The sequence below is a fragment of the uncultured Allobosea sp. genome (assembly GCF_945957345.1).
In the GTDB taxonomy this organism is placed as follows: Bacteria; Pseudomonadota; Alphaproteobacteria; order Rhizobiales; family Beijerinckiaceae; genus Allobosea.
In genome coordinates this window covers 43,848-64,467 of the sequence record NZ_CAMFKW010000026.1, presented here as the reverse complement: position 1 = coordinate 64,467, position 20,620 = coordinate 43,848, and the positions used below count along the sequence as shown (strand labels likewise).

Annotated in this window: 15 protein-coding genes, 7 pseudogenes and 1 other annotated feature; of the genes and pseudogenes, 14 read left to right on the top strand and 8 right to left on the bottom strand. The window is 62.8% G+C overall.

Features of this window, described 5'->3' with window-relative positions:
* The 3 genes from Q0Q36_RS14395 to Q0Q36_RS14385 all read right to left on the bottom strand — a co-directional run bounded on the left by Q0Q36_RS14395 (nt 1) and on the right by Q0Q36_RS14385 (nt 3,531).
* A complete protein-coding gene (locus Q0Q36_RS14395) occupies nt 1-1,518 on the bottom strand; it encodes an ABC transporter substrate-binding protein (RefSeq protein ID WP_293798875.1) in 1,518 nt (505 codons plus the stop codon).
* Nucleotides 1,519-1,578: 60 nt separating this feature from the next.
* Nucleotides 1,579-2,409, bottom strand: a complete 831-nt coding sequence (locus tag Q0Q36_RS14390) for a putative hydro-lyase (RefSeq protein ID WP_293798874.1) — start codon at nt 2,407-2,409, stop codon at nt 1,579-1,581.
* A gap of 195 nt (nt 2,410-2,604) precedes the next feature.
* Nucleotides 2,605-3,531, bottom strand: a complete 927-nt coding sequence (locus Q0Q36_RS14385) for a LysR family transcriptional regulator (protein ID WP_293798873.1) — start codon at nt 3,529-3,531, stop codon at nt 2,605-2,607.
* Nucleotides 3,532-3,814: 283 nt separating this feature from the next.
* Between Q0Q36_RS14385 and Q0Q36_RS14380 the strand changes: the two are divergent.
* Nucleotides 3,815-4,024: pseudogene (locus Q0Q36_RS14380) on the top strand (exodeoxyribonuclease III); the annotation flags it as partial.
* A 149-nt stretch (nt 4,025-4,173) separates the two neighbouring features.
* On the opposite strand, the pseudogene Q0Q36_RS14375 reads toward Q0Q36_RS14380, so the two are convergent.
* The 3 pseudogenes from Q0Q36_RS14375 to Q0Q36_RS14365 form a co-directional block, all read right to left on the bottom strand.
* Nucleotides 4,174-4,347: pseudogene (locus Q0Q36_RS14375) on the bottom strand (CsbD family protein); the annotation flags it as partial.
* A gap of 253 nt (nt 4,348-4,600) precedes the next feature.
* Nucleotides 4,601-4,750: pseudogene (locus tag Q0Q36_RS14370) on the bottom strand (IS110 family transposase); the annotation flags it as partial.
* 19 nt (nt 4,751-4,769) lie between these two features.
* Nucleotides 4,770-5,605: pseudogene (locus tag Q0Q36_RS14365) on the bottom strand (IS3 family transposase); the annotation flags it as partial.
* Nucleotides 5,205-5,321: a sequence feature (AL1L pseudoknot), on the bottom strand. It overlaps the preceding pseudogene by 117 nt.
* Between Q0Q36_RS14365 and Q0Q36_RS14360 the strand changes: the two are divergent.
* From Q0Q36_RS14360 to Q0Q36_RS14305, 12 genes and pseudogenes are all read left to right on the top strand, one after another.
* Entirely contained in the window at nt 5,583-6,020 is a 438-nt protein-coding gene (locus tag Q0Q36_RS14360) for a transposase (protein ID WP_293798872.1), read from the top strand. The pseudogene Q0Q36_RS14365 and the gene Q0Q36_RS14360 sit on opposite strands and share 23 nt — an antisense overlap.
* Before the next feature lie 84 nt (nt 6,021-6,104).
* Complete coding sequence (locus tag Q0Q36_RS14355) at nt 6,105-6,968, top strand: MurR/RpiR family transcriptional regulator (protein WP_293798871.1); 864 nt, start codon at nt 6,105-6,107, stop codon at nt 6,966-6,968.
* A 62-nt stretch (nt 6,969-7,030) separates the two neighbouring features.
* Nucleotides 7,031-8,023 carry an amino acid ABC transporter substrate-binding protein gene (locus Q0Q36_RS14350; protein WP_293798889.1) on the top strand — a complete coding sequence of 331 codons (993 nt, stop codon included), beginning with the start codon at nt 7,031-7,033 and terminating at the stop codon, nt 8,021-8,023.
* 388 nt (nt 8,024-8,411) lie between these two features.
* A complete protein-coding gene (locus Q0Q36_RS14345; RefSeq protein ID WP_293798888.1) occupies nt 8,412-10,283 on the top strand; it encodes a dipeptide ABC transporter ATP-binding protein in 1,872 nt (623 codons plus the stop codon).
* A gap of 85 nt (nt 10,284-10,368) precedes the next feature.
* Nucleotides 10,369-11,925 carry a glutathione ABC transporter substrate-binding protein GsiB gene (gene gsiB / locus Q0Q36_RS14340; protein WP_293798870.1) on the top strand — a complete coding sequence of 519 codons (1,557 nt, stop codon included), beginning with the start codon at nt 10,369-10,371 and terminating at the stop codon, nt 11,923-11,925.
* A 97-nt stretch (nt 11,926-12,022) separates the two neighbouring features.
* Complete coding sequence (gene gsiC, locus Q0Q36_RS14335) at nt 12,023-12,943, top strand: glutathione ABC transporter permease GsiC (protein WP_293798869.1); 921 nt, start codon at nt 12,023-12,025, stop codon at nt 12,941-12,943.
* Between the two features lie 7 nt (nt 12,944-12,950).
* Entirely contained in the window at nt 12,951-13,847 is an 897-nt protein-coding gene (gene gsiD, locus Q0Q36_RS14330; protein WP_293798868.1) for a glutathione ABC transporter permease GsiD, read from the top strand.
* A gap of 40 nt (nt 13,848-13,887) precedes the next feature.
* Nucleotides 13,888-14,706 (top strand): M55 family metallopeptidase, encoded by an 819-nt coding sequence (locus tag Q0Q36_RS14325; protein WP_293798867.1) that lies wholly within the window; start codon nt 13,888-13,890, stop codon nt 14,704-14,706.
* A gap of 36 nt (nt 14,707-14,742) precedes the next feature.
* Nucleotides 14,743-15,801 (top strand): asparaginase, encoded by a 1,059-nt coding sequence (locus tag Q0Q36_RS14320; protein WP_293798865.1) that lies wholly within the window; start codon nt 14,743-14,745, stop codon nt 15,799-15,801.
* A 278-nt stretch (nt 15,802-16,079) separates the two neighbouring features.
* Nucleotides 16,080-16,413 (top strand): annotated as a pseudogene (locus Q0Q36_RS14315) (IS21 family transposase); the annotation flags it as partial.
* Between the two features lie 106 nt (nt 16,414-16,519).
* Entirely contained in the window at nt 16,520-17,740 is a 1,221-nt protein-coding gene (locus Q0Q36_RS14310; protein ID WP_293798864.1) for an IS256 family transposase, read from the top strand.
* A gap of 27 nt (nt 17,741-17,767) precedes the next feature.
* A complete protein-coding gene (locus Q0Q36_RS14305) occupies nt 17,768-18,346 on the top strand; it encodes a transposase (RefSeq protein WP_293798887.1) in 579 nt (192 codons plus the stop codon).
* Between the two features lie 21 nt (nt 18,347-18,367).
* Here Q0Q36_RS14305 and Q0Q36_RS14300 read toward each other — a convergent pair.
* Nucleotides 18,368-18,631, bottom strand: a pseudogene (locus tag Q0Q36_RS14300) (transposase); the annotation flags it as partial.
* Between the two features lie 542 nt (nt 18,632-19,173).
* Nucleotides 19,174-19,584, bottom strand: a pseudogene (locus tag Q0Q36_RS14295) (transposase); the annotation flags it as partial.
* Nucleotides 19,585-19,832: 248 nt separating this feature from the next.
* Between Q0Q36_RS14295 and Q0Q36_RS14290 the strand changes: the two are divergent.
* Nucleotides 19,833-20,585 carry a hypothetical protein gene (locus Q0Q36_RS14290; RefSeq protein ID WP_293798863.1) on the top strand — a complete coding sequence of 251 codons (753 nt, stop codon included), beginning with the start codon at nt 19,833-19,835 and terminating at the stop codon, nt 20,583-20,585.
* The last annotated feature ends 35 nt before the right edge of the window (nt 20,586-20,620 follow it).

Below are 20,620 nucleotides of genomic sequence, written 5' to 3'. Positions count from 1 at the left end.
TTAATTCCACTTGGCGGTGTAGAAACGCGCATACTCGTCGGCGTCGAACTTGAAATCGAGGCTGGCGTTAAAGGCGGTGTTGACGTTGAAGGTCCACAGCGGAACCAGATAGGCCTGCGACGCAATGATCTTCAGCGCCTCATGATAGTCTTTCTTGCGCAGGTCGCGGTCCATCGAGCTATCGGCCTTGGCCAGCAGGTCGATCACTTTTTTGTCCTTAACCTGGTCGTCGGCCGTCCCAGAGAAATAGTTGCTGATGCTTAGCCCGGCATCCGCCACGCCATAGGAGCCCCAGTTGCCCATCAGGAGCGGAATGCGGCCTTCGCGCCAGGCCGTCAGGGCCGGGGCGTATTGCTGGAAGTTGAGGGTCACTTTGATGCCGACGGCGGCCAGATTGGCCGCGATCACCTCCGCTTGCTCCTTCGGGGTGGAGGAGATCATCAATTCGGTCGAGAAGCCGTTCGGATAGCCAGCTTCGGCGAGCAGCGCCTTCGCCTTGGCGACGTCGAATTCGTAGCGATCGACATCATAGGTGCAGCCGAACTGGAGATGCGAGCACGGCGCATAGGCCGGCTGAGCGGAGCCGCCGACGAAGGCCTTGATGATCGCGGGGCGGTTCACCGCGTAGTTGAAGGCCTGCCTGACGCGGACGTCGGCGAAGGGGCTCTTCTTGTCCTGGAAGTTGGGATTGATGCCGATGAACGCGTAGCGCAGGATTTCAGTGCTCTGGACCTTGAGGTTCGGCCGGCTCTGTAGGCGGCGCGCGTCGTCGGGCGAGACCTTCCAAACCCAGTCGAGGCTGCCGTTCATCAGCTCGGCATATTGCGTGTTCGTCTCGGGCAGGACGCGCACCACGATGCGCTTGATGGCGGGCTGGCCCTTCGGGCTGCCCGCGTAATAGTCGGCGAAACGCTCCAACACGTAGCGCGAGCCGGGCGAGACCTCGACGAGGCGATAGGGCCCCGTGCCGACGGGCTTCGTCGTCATGCCGGCCGGTCCGGCTTTCTCGTAGTAGGCTTTGGGATAGATCGGCAGATTGCCTGCGAGCATCTCGAGCGCAAGCGGAGAAGGCCGCTTCATCTTGATGCGGACCGCGTTCTCGCCGGTCTTCTCGACCCTCTCGATCCAGTCGACGGCGATCTGGTAGCGGGCGCCGTATTCCCTCGAGGATACCATATTGAGCGTATAGACCACGTCGTCGGCCGTCATCAGCGTGCCGTCGTGGAACTTCACGTCGGTGCGCAGCACGAAATCAAGCGTGGTATCGTCGGTGACCTTGAAGGACGATGCAAGCGACGGCTTGAACTCGCCGGTCGAGGTGTCCTTCTCGATCAGGCAGTCATAAATCAGGCGAGCAAGGATGTACCCCTCACGGGTCGTCTCCTTGTAAGTGTCCATCGTAGTGGGCTCAACTGTAAACGCCACGTTGAAGGTGTCGTCGGCCTTTCCGGCGAGGGCCATCTGCGGCGCGAGCGCCAAAAACGCGACAAGGCTCAAGCAATGCAGCTTTTTTTTCATCGTAATCCCTCCTTCTTCTGGTGACTGCGTGGCTCGTTGCCGGCCGGCAGGTTGAAAACGTCAGATGACGGCGAACTCCGTGTTGCGGCGATCGGTGACCAGCATGCAGCCCGGCGCATGCGTGATCGCGAAGGACGGCTTCGCCTTGGCGATGACCGATTGCGGCGTGACCCCGCAGGCCCAGAACACAGGGATCTCGTCCGGCAGCACCTCGACAGGATCGCCATAATCCGGCCGCGCGATGTCGCGGATGCCGATTAACGCGGGATCGCTGATATGAACCGGCGCGCCATGCACCGCCGGAAAGCGTGAGGTGATCTGGATGGCGCGGATCGCATGCGCCGCCTTCAGCGGCCGCATCGAGACCACCATCGGTCCGTCGAAACGGCCGGCTGACGCGCAGGGGATCGTGGTGCGGAACATCGGCACGCGGGTCCCTCGTTCAATATGGCGTAACGGAATGCCTTCCCGCAGCAACGCCTCCTCGAAGGAGAACGAGCAGCCGATCACGAAGGAGACCAGATCATCGCGCCAGTAATCGATAACCTCATGGGTCTCGGCGATCAGCTCGCCCTCCCGCCAGACGCGATAGCCGGGGAAATCGGTGCGGATATCGAGGTCTTCGCCAAGCGCGGAAATTCTCGGGCTGCCGACATCGGACATGCCAATGATCGGACAGGGACGCGGATTGGCTTGACAGAAGCGCAGGAAATCGGCGGCGAGATCGGCCGGCAGGACCGCGAGATTGCCCTGGACAAAGCCCGGCGCCAAACCCGATGTCGGACCCGTCAGCGAGCCGTCGCGGCAGGCCAGCCGGACTGCTAGTGCCGAAGCTGCGTCGCCGGCTCCAGCCAGACCACGCCATGTCGTCAGAGAACTTGCCTGAGCCATCGCGCCGGAGCCTCGATCGTGCTGTTTGTCACGGCACAATGGGGCATTCTCAAGCTGACTAGTCCAATCGTGATTAAGGATGGATCACAATAAGATTCCATTATGCAGCCAAGGCACGCGAGCTGCGCACAAGCCGTTGGCTTGAAACCGGAAACCTGCGTTTCTGCTTCCTGCCTCTGCCATAGCTGCAGGATGTCACAAGCGGTCGCGGGCGACCAACCGAGCCGGCGCCTGAGCGTCATAGGCGCGTGCAACCTCCTGGGCGAGTTCAGCCATGGGCCGGGCGAGGCTGCCGCTCAGCGTCAGCGAGAAAGCGGCCTTGAAGGCCATGTCCGGCAGCCGTAGCGCCGAATCGACGATACGCAGGCGGCCGGCCTCAAGTTCCTTCTGCACGGCGATTGGCGGGATCAGGCTCAGTCCGATCCGATCGAGCGTCATCTGTACGATGGTGGTCAGCGAGGAATTGCCGAAGATGCGCGGTGGCGGCTGCCTCGGATCGTACAGTGCCTCACGCAGCCGCTGGTAAGGCGCCGTCGTCCTGGGATAGGTGATGACCGGAAATTCTCGGATTCGGGCGATGCTCAGCGGCTCGTCACCCAGTTCGAGATCGGGCGAGGCAATCACGGCAAGTGGGTAGGCACAGATGTCGCAGCTTGCCGTGGTGAGTTCGTGGACCGAACCCAGCAGGAAGACCAGGTCGAGATCGCCGCGCCCCAGGAGTTCGCGCATGACCGAAGAGACGTCGACCGTTAGGTCGATGACAATGTTGGGGTAGACCGCATGGGCTCGCTCTATGAAGCGGCTGAGCCAAGTCTGCGCGATCGTCTCCGAAACGCCTAGGCGCAAGACGCCCCTCATGGCGACGGTAGAGCCGACTTCGGACAACATCTCCGCGCGCAGCATCAGGAAACGCTCAGCATATTGGACGAGTTTGCGCCCCTGATGCGTCAGGCGGATCGAACGTGCATTGCGATCGAACAGCTTGACGCCGAGCTCGGCTTCAAGCGCCGCGATCCGTTGCGAGACGGCGGGTTGGGTCGTGTTGGCTCGTTCCGCTGCCCGGCTGAAGCTGTTGAGTTCAGCGGCCCAATAGAAGAGCTCGAGACTCCGGAAATCCGTCATGCTGACAACCTCTCCCGGATAATCTCAACTCGGCCCGCGGTGCTTCCGCCGCGCACGAATGCTATCACGGGCTGCGCGTGGATACAGGCATCCTCCATGATTTCCACTGCGTGGCCGCCGCCGGCCGGCACCGTTCGCGCAACTCGCCGGTGTTCCACGCGACAGCCTTGTGCGGTCGTTTCGCCGGAACCTGGAAGGAGCGCTCGTTCGCCTTGCCAATCAACCGGGGCGGCCGTCAATCCGCGTGACGGCGCCCGACACGGGCGGCCGAAGTTTTCACTCCAGGCACCTTCACCCGAGAGCGCGCATCTACACGTTCTGGAAGTAGTGGCGGAACTCGTTCGAACGCGACGCCGGCCTTCGCCTCGACCACCTCCTGCTTAGCCCGACCCTGGCGCCGCGGTTGAAATCCGCTGAGGTCCAACGGTCGCCGCGAGGCTGGGAGCACACGAGCGACCACGCGCCGGTGATGGTCGACCTTCTGCCGGCATAGGCTTGGGTGCGCCAGAGCTTTCACCGTTTCACAGGCTCTCAACACAATGCCCGGCCCTTAACGCGCGAAAGCCCGGCCCCACTGGAAAGGGCCGGGCTTTCTCACGCTGCGAGCACACGCTGGGCAGCGAGGGGCTCAGCCGTCGGTAATCACCATGTCTGGCGATTGTACCAGGTGTCGAAGTCAGTCTTCACCTTGTCCTTCTCGATGCCGTAGCGCTCCTGGATCTTGCCTTCGAGCTGATCGCGCTTGCCTGCGATGACGTCGAGATCGTCATCGGTCAGCTTGCCCCACTGCTCCTTGACCTTGCCCTTGAGCTGCTTCTGAACTGATGGGGTTGTCTAATCGCCGATATGCAGTCAAGGCGCTTGCGATCTTGGAGACGTGTTTGCCGGGTGCAGGGTTGTCTTCGCGGTTGGCATCAGCCGCCGCATGATGGAGCTTCGCGGGCGAGCCTTCAATGTGGACGACGCACTTTGCTGAGACAGCGGTGCAACCCCATCCGCGGAATGGCTCGGCTCACGTCCCGGCAGGGACGCCTCAAACGCTCAGATCTTGAGCGCTATTTGCCAGATCTCACATTGTGACCCCTGCATTTCGATGAAAGAACTCCCCCGTCTTGAGCATCGAATGCATGATGACCGCCAGTTTGCGCGCCACGGCCACGGCAGCCCGTTTGAAGCCAATCCTCTCCCGGAGCTTGAGGCCCCACGTGCGCAGGCTGCTGTCGGTCGAAGCTGGCATGCGCGGTCCGCGACACGCGCCAGCCAACAATGCGGCGGGCGTAGGCGTCGATGACGAAGGCGACATAGACGAAGCCCGACCAGGTGCTGACATAGGTAAAGTCCGAGAGCCAAAGCATGTTCGGTGCTGGCGCACGGAAGACCCGGTTCACATGATCGAGCGGGCACGGTGCCGCCTTGTCGGCCACCGTGGTGCGCATGGGTTTGCCGCGGATCACACCGTGCAGACCCGCTCTACGCATCAGGCGCGCCACGGTGCAGCGAGCGAGTTGGTGTCCTTCTCGCTTCATCTGCCGCCAGACCTTGCGCACGCCATAGACTTGGAAGTTCTGGTCGAAAACCCGTTTGACCTCGGTCAACAGGGCGGCATCGCGCCTCGCCCTGTTCGAAAATTTGGTAGGATCGCCACGCCGCGAGGCATGAGCATGGTAGGTTGACGGGGCGATCGGCAACACCCTGCAGATCGGCTCGACCCCATAGATCCTTCGGTAATCATCGATGAAAGCGATCATCGCTTGAACGGGCGGTCGAGCTCCGCCTGGGCAAAATACCCCGATGCCTTACGCAGGATCTCATTGGCCTGACGCAACTCGCGGTTCTCGCGTTCGAGAGCCTTGAGCTTGGCCGCCATGTCCGTCGTCAGGCCGGGCTTACAGCCACTGTCGACCTCTGCCTTCTTCACCCACTCGTTCAGCGTCTGCGCCGTGCAACCGATCTTGCCCGAAATCGACGTGATCGCCGCCCAGCGCGACGGATGCTCGGCCTCGTGATCCAGCAACATCCGCACCGCGCGGGCACGCACCTCAGGCGAGAACTTGTTCGTCGTCTTGCTCGTCATGGCTCCACCTTCTTGTCTTATGGGTGGGCTGGCGGAGCGCCTTGCCATCCTGCGCAGCATACCCGGCGTCGGCGACGTCACCGCCATAGCGCTCATTATCGAGATGCCGGAGCTCGGGGAGCTTGAGGGAAAGCAGGCAGCGAGCCTGGCCGGACTGGCACCTGTCGCCCGCCAGTCCGGCAAATGGCAGGGCAAAGAACGCATCCAAGGCGGTCGCGCCACGTTGCGACAAGCGCTCTACTTCCCGGCAATAGCCGCGGCACGCTTCAACCCCGATCTCAAAAGAAAGTACGAAGCGCTCATCGCGGCCGGGAAGGAGAAGAAGGTCGCCCTAACCGCGATCATGCGGAAAATCATCGTGATGGCCAATGCCCTCATCCGCGACCGCCGTCGATGGACCACGAGCCACGCTTGACCAACACGGATACTTGTCTTGCAACCCGAGATGAAAACACACGGAGCAATTGACAGATAAATAATTTTCAATCATCGATCTTGTATGAAAATTCATTCGCAAGATGACTCGATGCTGTTCCAGCGCATCTCCAGCCTCCGGGTGGACATGCCGATCGCTGGGCAGAAACTTGCGGAGGTGGTCCTCACGGACCCATTCGAGTCAGCGACTGCGGCAATCGACGTGCTGGCCAAAACCGCGGGCGTATCGACCGCCTCTGCCAATCGGTTCGCTCGGCAATTGGGTTTTGAGCGTTACAGCGATTTCCGGCAGGCTCTTTTCGCCGAAGTCCGGCGGATCCTGAAGCCTGAAGACAAGCTGAAATCTGGACGCGCTGCTCCTGTCACCAACCCGGGCTACATGGCTTTCACCGAGGCTGCGGACAACTTGCAGTCAGCGGCCAGCGTCGTCGGAGGCCAGGTCTTTACGGCGGTGGCGGATGCCGTCAGGTCAGCGAAGCGGGTCTACATCCTCGGATTTGGGACGTCCAACGCGATAGCGCGCCTGGCCGCCCATATGCTGGAGCCTCTCGTGGACGATCTACGCGAGTGTGCCACGGCCGGCGGAGCCGAGGATGCTGCGCGTCGCCTGCATGCAATTGGCCCCGGTGACCTCATCATCGCAATCACTCTGCCGCGCTACTCTCGCGATACGGTCAACTTGGCAAAAGCAGCGCTCACGCGGGGCGCCAGTGTCGTCGGCATCACCGACAATCTGCTTTCGCCTCTGATTGCAGTTTCGACACTTCCGGTTGTCCTACCGTCAGATGATCGGTTCCACGCCGCCTCGTCGGTACCGGCAATGGCTTTCGTCGAAGCGCTATCGACTGCATTGGCGGTTCAGGCACCAGATGCAGACGCGAAACTAGCTGCATTCACCGAGATTTCTGAAGGCTACATCTCGGAATAAAGGCGAAAACGCCAATCAAATGGGAGGGATTAGTGACTATCAAGGCATTTGTCGCGACCTGCATCGCAGGATTGATCGGCCTGTCGGCCTCGGAGGCCTGCGCCCAATCGACGCTGGAACGCGTGAGGAGCCGCGGCCAACTTATCTGCGCGACGAGCCAAGGCGTTCCTGGCTTTTCCTTGCCAAACACCGCGGGTGAGTGGGAAGGTTTCGATATCGACATCTGCCGGGCTGTGGCGGCGGCAATCTTCGACGACCCCATGCAGGTGAAGTTTGTCCCGGTCGCGACCAAGGATCGGTTCACCGTCCTCCAGACCGGCGAAGTCGACCTGGTGTCCCGACAGGCGACGTGGACGCTCGGCCGCGACGCCGGTCTTGGCCTCAATTTCACGGCCGTCAATTATTATGATGGCCAGGGCTTCATGGTGAATAAAAAGCTCAACATATCGGGCGTGAAAGAGCTGGAAGGCGCGTCGATATGCGTCTCTCAGGGGACCACCTCGGAACTCAACCTCGCCGACTATTTCCGGACGCGGAACATGAAGTACGAGGTTGTCGCGTTTGTCGGCTCCGAGGAGGCCTTCAACGCTTACACCTCGGGCCGCTGCGATGCGGTGACCAATGATACTTCCGTCCTCGCGTCATATCGCTCGAAACTGAAGGAGCCTGATCAGCACGTCATTCTCGGCGAAATCATCTCGAAGGAACCCGTCGGGCCATGGGTCCGGAACATCGATGATCAATGGCTGGACCTTGTTCGCTGGACCGTGTTTGCCCTGCTCAATGCCGAGGAACTCGGGGTGACGCGCGCCAATGTCCAAGACATGAAGAAATCCGACAATCCCGAAATCCGCCGCCTCCTTGGCGTTGAGGGCAAGTTTGGCGAGTTGCTGGGCGTGACCAATGATTGGGTTGTCAGGATGGTATCGGCCGTCGGCAACTACGGAGAGAGCTTCGATCGCAACCTCGGTGAAGGGTCATCCTTGAAACTTGCACGTGGGCCCAATCGCCTCTGGACCCAGGGCGGCTATCAGTTCGCCCCGCCCGTTCGCTGACCGGAGCTTCAGCGTGTACGACCACGAAAGCCTCGTCCCCCTGCGGCAGGGTATCCCGTACTGACGCCAGACTCCGAACCAAGCCTACTTCAACGCACTGCTGCCAATCCCGACCGCGGCATAACCAAGGCGGAAACCCACTATGCGTCAACTTAGCCAGTTCTCGGATCCGCACACTTTACAAGCGGTTATAGTCGATCGCGACAAGTGGCCGCCGCATCCGGGTACGGTTTCACATATGAAATGACACGTTGTTCAGAGGCGTGCAGGAGTGGGGGTTCTATTCGCCTCTGCCGTGGAGCCCTTCCGCGGACAGGACGGCGGGTAGGTCGGTTGGTCGTCGATTTCCTGCGTGGCAGGCCACGATGTGGGCAATGAGTGTATCGGGATGAATATCGGTATTGAATCGCTCCCGTCCGATCGCGTCATACAGGTCGACGATCTCAGCGTTTGTTTCGGGACGTCGGAGGGGGCGATCGCAGCCGTCAGCGACTTGTCCTTCCATGTCGATCATGGCGAGACGCTGGCGATCGTCGGCGAGTCCGGTTCGGGAAAATCGGTCACGTCGCTGGCGCTAATGCGGCTGGTGGAACATGGCGGCGGACAGATCGCAGGCGGACGCATGCTGCTGCGACGGCGGGACGGTGCGACGCTAGACCTGGCCAAGGCAAATCCATCGACGATGCGTGGCATTCGTGGCGCCGACGTTGCGATGATCTTCCAGGAGCCTATGACCTCGCTGAACCCGGTCTTCACGGCCGGGGACCAGATCGCCGAGGCGATCCGGCTGCATCAGGGCATGGATCGGTCGGCGGCCAAGGCCGAGGCCCTGCGTATGCTCGATCTCGTGCGCATTCCCGATGCGCGCTCGGTGACGGGCCGCTATCCGCACCAGCTATCGGGCGGCATGCGGCAACGCGTGATGATCGCCATGGCCCTGTCATGCAGGCCGGGCTTGTTGATTGCCGACGAGCCCACGACGGCGCTCGACGTCACGATCCAAGCCCAGATCCTGGGCCTGATCCGTTCGCTGCAGGATGATCTGCGCATGGGCGTGATCTTCATCACGCATGACATGGGCGTGGTTGCCGAGGTGGCCGATCGGGTGCTGGTGATGTGGCGCGGCCGCGCTGTCGAGCAGGGCGCGTCTGAAACCGTGTTCGCACGGCCGCAACATCGCTACACGCAGGCGCTGCTGTCCGCGGTGCCACAGCTCGGGGCCATGCGGGGAACGACCGATCCAGCGCCCTTTCCGCTTGTCCAGATCGAGGCGCAGGCGAGGCCGCCGGAGCCTGCAAGCCAGCGCACTGTGCCCGAAGCCGCGGAGCCGGTCCTGAGGGTGCGCGATCTGGTGACCCGATTTGATCTGCGCGAAGGACTCTTCGGGCGGGTCAGGCGTCGCGTCCATGCGGTGGAGCAGGTCAGCTTCGACCTTTATCCCGGCGAAACTCTGGCGCTTGTCGGCGAGTCCGGTTGCGGCAAGTCGACGACGGGCCGTTCCCTGCTGCGTCTTGTGCCGACGCAGGGCGGTACGGTCGAATTCGGCGGTCACGATATCAGCACACTCTCCGGGCCGGCGATGCAGATGCTGCGGCGGAATATTCAGTTCATTTTTCAGGACCCCTTCGCTTCGCTCGACCCGCGGCTGACCGTCGGCTTCTCGATCCTGGAGCCGCTACTGATCCACCGCGTCTGTTCGCGCAAGGAGGCGGAGGAGCGCGTGGCCTGGCTGCTGGAAAAGGTCGGCCTTTTGCCCGAGATGGCGCAGCGCTATCCGCACGAATTCTCCGGCGGTCAACGCCAGCGGATCTGCATCGCCCGCGCGCTCGCGCTCAACCCCAAGGTCGTGATCGCTGACGAATCCGTGTCCGCGCTGGATGTCTCCATCCAGGCGCAGATCGTCAATTTGCTGCTCGATCTGCAGCGCGACCTCGGCATCGCCTTCGTCTTCATTTCGCACGATATGGCGGTCGTCGAGCGTGTCAGCCACCGGGTGGCGGTGATGTATCTCGGCCAGATCGTCGAAATCGGCCCGCGGCGTGCGATCTTCGAGAACCCGCAACACCCGTATACCAAGAAGCTGATGGCCGCAGTGCCGATTGCCGATCCGACGCGCCGTCGCCGCCGGCGCGAACTCCAGGTCGATGAAATTCCCAGCCCAATCCGCAAGATCGACGACCAGCCGGTGGTGAAACCGCTCGTCGCGGTCGATGCCTCGGGCCATTTCGTCGCCCGCCACCGGATTGGCAAACTCTACTAACAGCCGGGAGAGACGGGCTCTCCGCCCATGCTCCCGGCCCCGCCGTATCGCCTGCGTTTCGACCATCTTCAGAGGAGATCCAAGAATGAAGAATTTCGTACTGCCGCGCGGCTGGCGAACCCTGTGTCTGGGCAGCATCCTCGCCGTCTCCCTGGCGGCGCCCGGCGTCGCTCTCGCTGCCGGCGATGTCGTGTTCGCCGTTGGCCAGGCCTTCGAGACGCTTGACCCCTACAACACCAATTCGACCGGAACCCAATCGGCCGGCCGGGCCTATTACGAGGGCTTGTACGGGTTCAATCAGGATCTCGTTCTCGTTCCGCTGCTTGCGGAGAGCCATGAGGTTAGCAGCGACGGGCTTGTCTATACCTTCAAGCTGCGCCAGGGCGTGAAGTTCCACGACGGCACCGATTTCAACGCGGATGCGGTCAAGGTCAATTTTGATCGGGCCTCCAATCGCGACAACAGGCTTGCCCGCTACAACCAGTTCAACCGCATCGCGAAGACCGAGGTCGTGGACCCGACGACGGTCAAGGTCACGCTGACCGAGCCCTTCTCCCCCTTCATCAACGCGATCGGCCACCCGTCGGCGATGATGATCTCACCCGCTGCGCTGCAGAAATTCGGCAAGGACATCGGCTTCAACCCGGTCGGCACGGGCCCCTTCCAGTTCGTGGAGTGGAAGCAGACCGACTATCTCAAGGTCAAGAAATTCGACGGCTATTGGCGCAAGGGCTACCCGAAGGTCGATACGCTGACCTTCCGTCCGGTACCGGACGCCAATACCCGCACCGCAATGGTACAGACCGGCGAGGCCCATTTCGGCTTCCCCGTGCCGTTCGAACGCGCGCAGCAGCTCAAGGATGAAGGCAAGGTCGACGTGATCGACGCGCCGTCGATCAGCGTTCGCTATGTCAGCATGAACGTCTTGCAGAAGCCCTTCGACGATGTTCGCGTCCGCCACGCGATCAACTATGCCGTCAACAAGGAAGCGTTCGGCAAGGTCGTCTATGCCGGGCATGCGCAGCTTATGGACGGTGTTGTGCCGAAGGGCGTGGACTTTGCCCATGTCTCCGGCCCATGGCCGTACAACCCCGCCAAGGCGCGCGAGCTCCTGAAGGAGGCCGGCTATCCCAACGGCTTCGAAACCTCCCTGTGGTCGGCCTATAACGACAGCACCTCGGCGAAATCGGTGCAGTTCCTGCAGCAGCAGCTCGCTCAGGTTGGTATCAAGGCCAGCCTCGAAATTTTGGAACCCGGCCAGCGTGTCCAGCGTGTCTCTCAGGCCCCGGACCCGAAACAGGCCGGCGTACGCATGCTCTATGCGACTTGGTCGGCTTCGACGGGCGAAGCGGATTGGGCGCTGCGCCCGTTGCTGGCGTCCGAGGCCTGGCCGCCGCAGCTCAACAACACCGCGTATTACAAGAACGACGTGGTCGATGCGAATATCGCCAAGGCTCTGCGCGTCACGAAGCGTGAGGAGAAGGCCGAAATCTACAAAATTGTTCAGGAGCAGATCTGGAAGGATGCACCGTGGGTCTTCCTGAACACCGCCAACAACGTCTATCTGCGTAACAAGAAGCTCTCGGGCGTCTATGTCATGCCCGATAATGGGCTGTCCTATGCCGACATCGAAATGAAATGATGTCCTTGCTCGCGGGTTTTCTGGTGAGCTGGGGCGCCCGCGAGCGATCCACTTCCGAGTTGCTGAATATCCAAGCTTCTCCACTCTGGAACATGTGATGCCGAGTTATCTCCTTAAGCGCTTGCTGGGCATGCTGCCGACGCTAATGATCGTGGTTCTTGTGGTGTTCCTATTCGTCCACATGATGCCCGGCGATCCCGCGAGGCTTGCGGCCGGCCCGGATGCCAATCTGGAGACGGTCGAGCTGGTGCGCAAACAACTGGGACTCGATCGGCCGCTGCCGGAGCAGTTCCTGACCTATGTCCTGAACCTGGCGCAGGGCAATATGGGCGTCTCGCTGCGCACGAAGCTGCCGGTCACGACCGAGATCAGCACCCGCTTCATGCCGACGATGCTGCTAACCTTGACCAGCATGGCCTGGTCGGTGGTGCTGGGGATGCTGGTCGGCATCATGTCAGCGGTGTTCCGCAACCGGTGGCCGGACCGTGCCGGCATGACGGCTGCGGTGTCGGGTATCTCCTTTCCTAATTTCGCGCTCGGCATGCTGCTGATGCAGATATTCTCGGTGAATCTGGGCTGGCTGCCGACGGTCGGCGCCGATAGCTGGCGCCATTACATCCTGCCCTCGATCACGCTGGGCACGGCTGTCGCGGCGGTGATGGCCCGCTTCACGCGCTCTTCCTTCATCGATGTGATCCACGAGGATTATGTCCGCACCGCGCGGGCCAAGGGCGCGAGCGAACCCAGCGTGGTCGGCCACCACGCATTGCGCAATGCGCTGATACCCGTCGTGACGATGATGGGCCTGCAGTTCGGCTTTCTGCTCGGCGGCTCGATCGTCGTGGAAACGGTGTTCAACTGGCCTGGTCTGGGGCGCTTGCTGGTCGATGCCGTCAACATGCGCGACTATCCCGTCATACAGGGTCTCGTGCTGCTCTTTTCGCTCGAGTTCATCCTGATCAACCTGATCGTCGATGTGCTCTACGGTCTGATCAACCCCACCATTCGCTACAAGTGAGGGTCCGATGACCGCGATGGACACTCCTGTCTCCACCTCCTCCCCCAAGCGCGTTCGTACGCCGCTGAACGAATTCTGGCGTAAATTCCGCAAGCAGCGCATGGCGATGGCGGCTTCGGTCTTTATCGTGCTGCTGATACTGGCCGCTGTCCTGGCTCCTTGGATCGTTCCTTACGATGCCGAGTATTCCTTTGATTACGATGCGCTGAACACGCCGCCCTCTGCAGCGCATTGGTTCGGCGTCGACGCTCTGGGGCGTGACATCTACAGCAGGATCCTGATGGGCGCGCGGATCTCGCTGACGGCGGGGCTGCTTTCGGTCCTGTTGGGGGCCGTGGTCGGCACCGTCTTCGGCTTGCTCGCCGGCTACTATGAAGGCTGGTGGGACCGCATCACGATGCGCCTGTCGGACGTGCTGTTCGCCTTTCCCGGCATGCTGCTTGCGATCGGCATCGTCGCCATCATGGGCTCCAGCATCGTCAATGTCGTCGTCGCGGTCGCCATATTCAGCATCCCGACCTTTGCCCGCCTGGTCCGCGCCACGACGCTGGGGCTGAAGCACAGGACCTATGTCGAGGCTGTGAGCAGCATCGGTGCGTCGGATTTCACCATCATCTGGCGCCATATCCTGCCGGGCACAATCTCGCCCATCGTCGTCTACGCGACGATGCGGATAGGCACCTCGATCCTGACCGCCGCGAGCCTGTCCTTCCTCGGCATGGGCGCACAGCCGCCGATGCCGGAATGGGGCGCCATGCTCAATGAGGCGCGCGCCGACATGGTGACCGCGCCGCATATCGCGCTATTCCCGGCATTGGCGATATTCCTGACCGTGCTCGCATTCAACCTGCTCGGCGACGGCTTGCGCGACGCGCTCGATCCAAAGGTCGACCAGTTGCGGTGAAAACGGCGTCGGCGACCACTGCCCCGGAGGTTTGAAGTTCATGCGGATTCTGATTTCGACCGATATCGAAGGTGTTGCCGGCGTCTTTCACGCCGAGCAGGCGCGGCCCGGCAACCCGGAATACGAACGGGCCCGCGTCTGGATGACGGCGGAGGCGAACGCCGCCGCTATCGGCGCGCTCGATGGTGGCGCGACCGAGGTCATCGTCAATGATTCCCATGGCGGCTTCCGCAATATCCTGTCCCATCAGCTCGACCCGCGGGTGCGCGTCGTGCAGGGCAAGCCGCGCCGGCTCGGCATGATGGGCGGCCTTGAGGAGGGCTGCGACGGTGTCATGCTCGTCGGCTATCACTCGCGGGCGCAGGGGCGCGGTATCCTGGCGCATACGATCAACGGATTCGCATTCTCCCGCGTGTTCATCAACGGACAGGAGCTCGGCGAGGCTGGTCTCTACGGCGCGCTGGCCGGCGAGATGGACGTGCCGGTGCTTATGGCGGCTGGCGACGACGTCTTTATCGCAGAAAACCAGGGGCTTTTGCCCGGCACCCGCTGGGTGCAGACCAAGTCGGCGCACGGTCAGGGCAGCGGCGTCTCCCTGTCTCAGCAGCAATCCTGCGAGGCGATTGCGACGGCCGCGCGCTTGGCGCTCGGTGAGCGAGCCGCCCTGCGGCCCATGCGCATAGCCGCGCCGATCGAGTGCCGGCTGCAGGTCCAGACGACGGCCCTCGCCGATCTGTTTTGCCTGTGGCCGACGCTCGAACGGATCGACGGCGTGACCCTGCGCTTCACGGTCGAGAGCATGGCATCGGCGATCCGCGTCCTGAACAGCCTCTCGGCCATGTCATACATGCTGCGCTGAGGGATTTGGGCGCGGTAGCAGGGAAAGACGACAAAAATGAATCCGGTTCTGGTCGAAGCCTGGCGTGGTCAGCATGTCGAGTCGGCTCATACGGGCGCGGTGGCGATCGTCGATGCCGGCGGCAAGGTCGTGTTTTCCCTGGGAGAAATCCAGCGGCCGATCTTTCCGCGCTCGGCTGTCAAGGTGATGCAGGCGCTGCCCCTGGTGACCAGCGGCGCGGCCGATGCGTTGGCGCTGAGCGACGAGGAACTGGCAATCGCTTGTGCCTCCCATACCGGCGAGCCTCGCCATGTCGCGACCGCTTCCGCCATGCTGGCCAAAGCCGGGGTGGATGTCGGCTCCCTCGAATGCGGCGCGCATTGGCCGAGCAATGAGCCTGCGGCCCGTGCCTTGTCATGCGATGGGGGCGAACCGAGCGCCTTGCACAACAACTGCTCGGGGAAACATGCCGGCTTCGTCTGCCTGGGCTGCATCATGGCGCGTTCGTTGGGGCATGATACGCGCGAGTACCTGCGCGGCTATGTCGGCGCCGATCATCCCGTAATGCGCGAGGTTGGCCATGCCCTGCAAACCGCGACGGGCGTCGATCTGGCGAAGGCGCCGGTCGGCACCGATGGATGCTCGATCCCGACCTATGCGATGCCGCTATCGTCCATTGCGCTGGGCTTTGCCCGTATCGCGACGGGGCAGGGGCTCGGTCCCGACCAGGCGCAGGCAGCCACCCGACTGCGCGAAGCGGTCGCGCGCGCGCCGTTTATGACGGCCGGCACTGGCCGTTTCGGCACGCAGGTCATGGAGCAGTTCGGCCTCCGCGTGTTTTGCAAATCCGGGGCGGAAGGGGTGTTTTGCGCTGCCCTGCCGGAGCTTGGACTGGGTGTTGCCCTGAAGATCGACGATGGCAATTCGCGTGGCGCGCAAGTCGTGACGGCGGCGGTCATCGAAACGTTGGTTCCGATGGACGATGCTGAACGCAGCTTCATTGGAAACCTGCGTGCTCCCTTGCTGAAAAATTGGAACGGCATTGCGGTGGGGCGGCTGGACGCCGCCCCGGCCTTGGTCAAGAAGCTCTCCCTCCGGTTCTCCAAAATGCACTAACCGTTGGGCCTCCAAGAGAGCCGGTTCGGGCGATCTGGCCGCCAACTCTACGTTCACTCTGATCCTTGGACTTGTCTCGCACGACCAAAGATTTCTTCCGAAAGGAAGGAGGAGCATTGCAGAGCAAGCGACTGCGCCGGTTTTGGATTTTGCGGGCTTTCTGCCTGTTGTGCACGGCGGAGAGAAAACCATCCAGGGAAGCGCCGGCGTTTGTGCTGGCGCGGGCGGCATAAAACCCGCCCACTGGATAGGCTGATCCCTTTTCGGGGTCGGCGGGGATGTTTGAGGTCTACGCGGCGGTTCCGGATTTCGTTTTCACTCAGGGGATAAGCCGCCGGGAGGCGGCGCGGGTGTTCGAGCAGAGCAGCGAGACGATCGTGAAGATGTGCCGGTTCTCGAGGCCGCCGGGATATGTGCGGCCGAAGCCGGTCGAGAAGCCGAAGCTGGGCCCGTTGCTGAAGTTGATCAACGCGATCCTGGAGCAGGACCGGACGGCACCTGTGAAGCAGCGCCATACGGCAAAGCGGATTTACGAGAGTCTTCGGGGGCTAGCTCGCTTTGCCGGCGGCTACACGGCTGCGAAGGATCGGCCGGGCGCGTGGTTGCGAGACTGATCCGAATGGACCTTCTGCGCGACCTGTCGCTGACCTCAAGCCTGATCGGGACTGTCAGGATTTCCGTGTGCGGGCGGCCATAATGGACCCGAAGGAGGTTCCCGATGGCACGACGCAAAGCTCCCCGCATTCCTGACGCGCTCCTGGACCAGTTGCTGGCCGGCGCCGATCCCAAGACGGCATTCGATGCCAATGGCCTGCTCGACGATCTGAAGAAGGCCCTGGCCGAGCGGGCCCTGAACGCCGAGATGGATCATCACCTGGCGGGCGATGAGGCCGGCAACAGCCGCAACGGCTACGGCCGCAAGACGGTGACGACCGAGACCGGCCGGATCGAGCTGGAGATCCCGCGCGATCGACAGGCGAGCTTCGATCCACAACTGATCGCAAAATACCAGCGCCGGTTCCCAGGCTTCGACGACAAGATCGTGTCGATGTACGCCCGCGGCATGAGCGCCCGGGAGATCGTCGGGCATCTGCGCGAGCTCTACGGCATCGAAGTCTCGCCCGATCTCATCAGCGCCGTGACCGACGCGGTGCTGGAGGAAATCGCCGCCTGGCAGGCGCGGCCGCTGGAACCGGTCTATCCGCTGGTCTTCTTCGACGCCCTGCGCGTCAAGGTCCGCGACGAGGGCATCGTCCGCAACAAGGCCGTCCACATCGCGCTCGGCGTGCGCGCCGACGGCGCCAAGGAGATTCTCGGCCTCTGGCTGGAGCAAAACGAAGGCGCGAAGTTCTGGCTGCGCGTCATGAACGAGCTGCGCAACCGCGGCGTCGAGGATATCCTGCTCGCCGTCGTCGACGGGCTGAAGGGCTTTCCCGACGCGATCCGGGCCGTGTTCCCGGAGGCCATGGTCCAGACTTGCGTGGTTCACCTGCTGCGCCACAGCCTCGACTTCGTATCCTACAAGGATCGCAAGCCCGTCGCCGCCGCGCTGAAGATGATTTATCGCGCCGTCGACGCCCAAGCTGGCGAAGCTGAGCTAGGCGCCTTCGAGGACGGCCTCTGGGGCCGCCGCTATCCGGCCATCGCCCAGAGCTGGCGGCGCGCCTGGACCGAGGTCGTGCCGTTCTACGCATTTCATTTCGACGTCCGGCGCATCTTATACACTACGAACGCCATAGAAGCCCTGAACGCCAAGCTGCGCCGCGCGGTCCGGGCCAGAGGTCACTTTCCGACCGACGAGGCCGCGATGAAGCTCCTCTTCCTTGTCTTGAACCGCTCGGAAAAGGAGTGGAAGATGGCGCCCCGTGAGTGGGTCATGGCCAAGGCCCAGTTCGCCGTCATCTTCGGCGAGCGCTTCACAAGGGCCATGGCGGCCTGATGTTCAACCCGCCGCCCGCACACGGAAATCCTAACAGTCCCTTGCTGGAGCCACCTGCGCCGGCGCTTCGCCAAGCTCGCGCGCAACACCAAATCGCCGATCGCCGAAGCGGCGATCCGCCAGATCGCGGCGCTCTATGCCATCGAGGCAACGGTTCGCGGGACAGCGCCGCAACTGCGGCTCGCCGCCCGGTGGGAGCATTCCGCGCCGATCATCGCCGCCCTCAAGCCGTGGTTCGAGAAGCAACTCTCGATGATCTCTTCCGGCTCCAGGCTGGCCGAAGACATCCGCTATGGGCTCGCCCACTGGGAAGAGCTCACCCGCTTCCTCGACGATGGCCGCCTCGAGCTCGACACCAACCCGGTCGAAAACGCGATCAGGCCAATCTGCCTGACCCGGAAAATCGCCCTGTTCGCGGACCACGAGGTCGGGGCGGAAAACTGGGCGCTGCTCTCATCCCTCGTCGCCACATGCAGACTCAACGACGTCAATCCCGTCGCCTATATCGCTGAAACCCTCGACGCCATCATCAACGGCCACCCGCAAAGCGGCGTCGAAGATCTCATGCCGTGGCGCTTCCGGAAATCCTCAACCCCTAATCCATAGGGTGCTGGCGTGGCGCTTACCCTCGCGGCGCAGTTCCTTGACCTCGTCAGATGTCGCCGCCCGTGCCGTGTCGCCGGCCAGCCGGCGCTTGCCGGCGTCGAGAAACCCCTTCGACCAGCCGTAATACATCGACGCGGCGATGCCCTCGCGTCGGCACAGTTCGGCGATACTCTCTTCGCCGCGCACCCCTTCCAGCACGATGCGGATCTTCTCTTCCGCCGAAAACTGCCGCCGCGTCGCTCCCTGCTCAGCCGGTGCTTTCTCCGGCCCGGATTTCTGTCTCATCTGCGCTCCTGAATGGCTGCGATGATCTAGAAATCCCCCTTCCCGAAAACCCCTAAACTGTCTCAAGGGCGCTGACGGCGGACACTTCAGAACCTCCTGCGCCACCAGCGCCAACGAGGCGAACCCCTTGCGCATATCGGTGTGGCCCGTCGCCAGCCAAACCTTCACGCCGACAGGGACCGGGATCACCTGAGCGCCTCGAGGCCTCGCGCCAACCTGAGCATCACATCGACATCGACGCCGCCCTCGGCGATGACGCGCCGACCAGCGGACAACACGATCTCGACCCGCTGCGGGCGATCCAGCATTGCTGCTGGACTGTGATCCTGACTGCTCTGATCCAGCACCGGTGCCGGACTGAGCGACACGGAATCTGACGCGATCGACACCGGCAGAAACGCGGTCGCACTTTGCGGCTCACCAATCCGCTTGCGCCCCCGGTAGATCTGCTGAGCCTGGATCCCATGGCGCTTCGCCGTCGCGATCACGTTCCCGCTCGACAGCGCCTCGGCCACGACCACGCGCTTCTCCTCCACACTCCAGCGGCACAGCTTCGACACCGACGATTTCGAGATGCGCGTCATCCCCATGGCCTGCACCAGTTCATCGACCTTGCGGGTCGAGACGCCGTTGATCCAGGCTTCCTGGATGACGGCGACCAGCGCCTTCTCCACCTTCTTTCTCGGCTCCAGGAAGCCGGGGAAGTAGGCTCCGCTGCGCATCTTCGGGATTTTCAGGTTCAGCTTGCCCAGCCTGGTGTCGAGCGTCCGGTCTCGGTAGCCATTGCGCCAGGCCTGCCGGGCCTCGCCGCGCTCGTAGCGCCCGGCCCCGATCAGGCCATCGACATCGGCCTCCATGATCAGTTGCAGCACGCTCTCGGCAATCGTCCGCAGAAAATCAGGGTCGCCGCTCTTCGCGGAAAGCTCGGCAAGCGCTAATCTGTCCTCGGTCATCGGTTCTCCGTTTCGGTCAGGTCGAAGTCTCGCAACTCCACCTTCTCAAACGGGCCCGGTGCCCACACCGGCTCAGGCCAAAAACGCAGCGGATTCTCCACTGCCGTTTCCACGGGAAGCGCTCCCCGAAATTACACAACCTGCGCGGACGCGAACTTCGGCAGCCATAGGCCTTAGATGAACTTCGTACCGATCTCATATATCCAGGTATGATGACGACGGGTTGGCATGAACGTGGCGAGGCGACATTGGCTGCGGTTTCTGTTGCGCGTTATGGCGAGCGTGACGGGGTGATTGCGGGGCTTTCCGCGACGCTTGGCGTTGCGGCGCAGACATTGCGGCGCGAAGCGGCTGCGGTGCGTTTTCTGCGCGACGACTTCGACGGCCCCGGCGAACTGGGCTCGCGGCTTAGGCTCGCGCCGATGGCGTCGGTCGAGTTCATCGCGCGCTGGCAACGGCACGATCGGCAGGGCGCGCTGGTGGCGGCGCGGCGTGTGGCGGATGGCGAGCTCAGCGTGCGCGCGATCGCGCAGGCGGAGCGGGCGGCGCGTTCGAGCGGCGCCGATCAGCCGAGCCCGGACAGGCGAGCTGACCAGGTTTTTCGGGAGGCGGTCGCTGCGAGCTTTGCGGCGATCGGCGGCAAGGTCGAACGCTATGTCGTCGGCGGGTTCGCGGTCCCGTTCGATCTTTGCTGGTGGGTTCATCCACGATGGCCGGTCTTCGTCATCATCGTCGGCCCCTACGGCGACCGCGAGCGCTACGATGGGCGGCGGGTCGACTGGTGCCTGCGGGCCCATTTTCACAGCCGGCAGAGCGAGGCGCTGATGGTCCTGGCGGAGCCCGGCGCGCTGGCGTCCTACGAGGCGTTCAGGGATCGCAACGGGCTGAGCTTCGATGTCATCGCATCGACCACGGGACGTTTCGGGATCGGCGCCGGCCAGGATGTCAGGTCGGTCTCGCGCGGACGGTGGAGCCAGGCCATTGTCCCTTGCGCCGTCTGATTCGATGATAACGACCGTCCGATAATAAGGGGCGC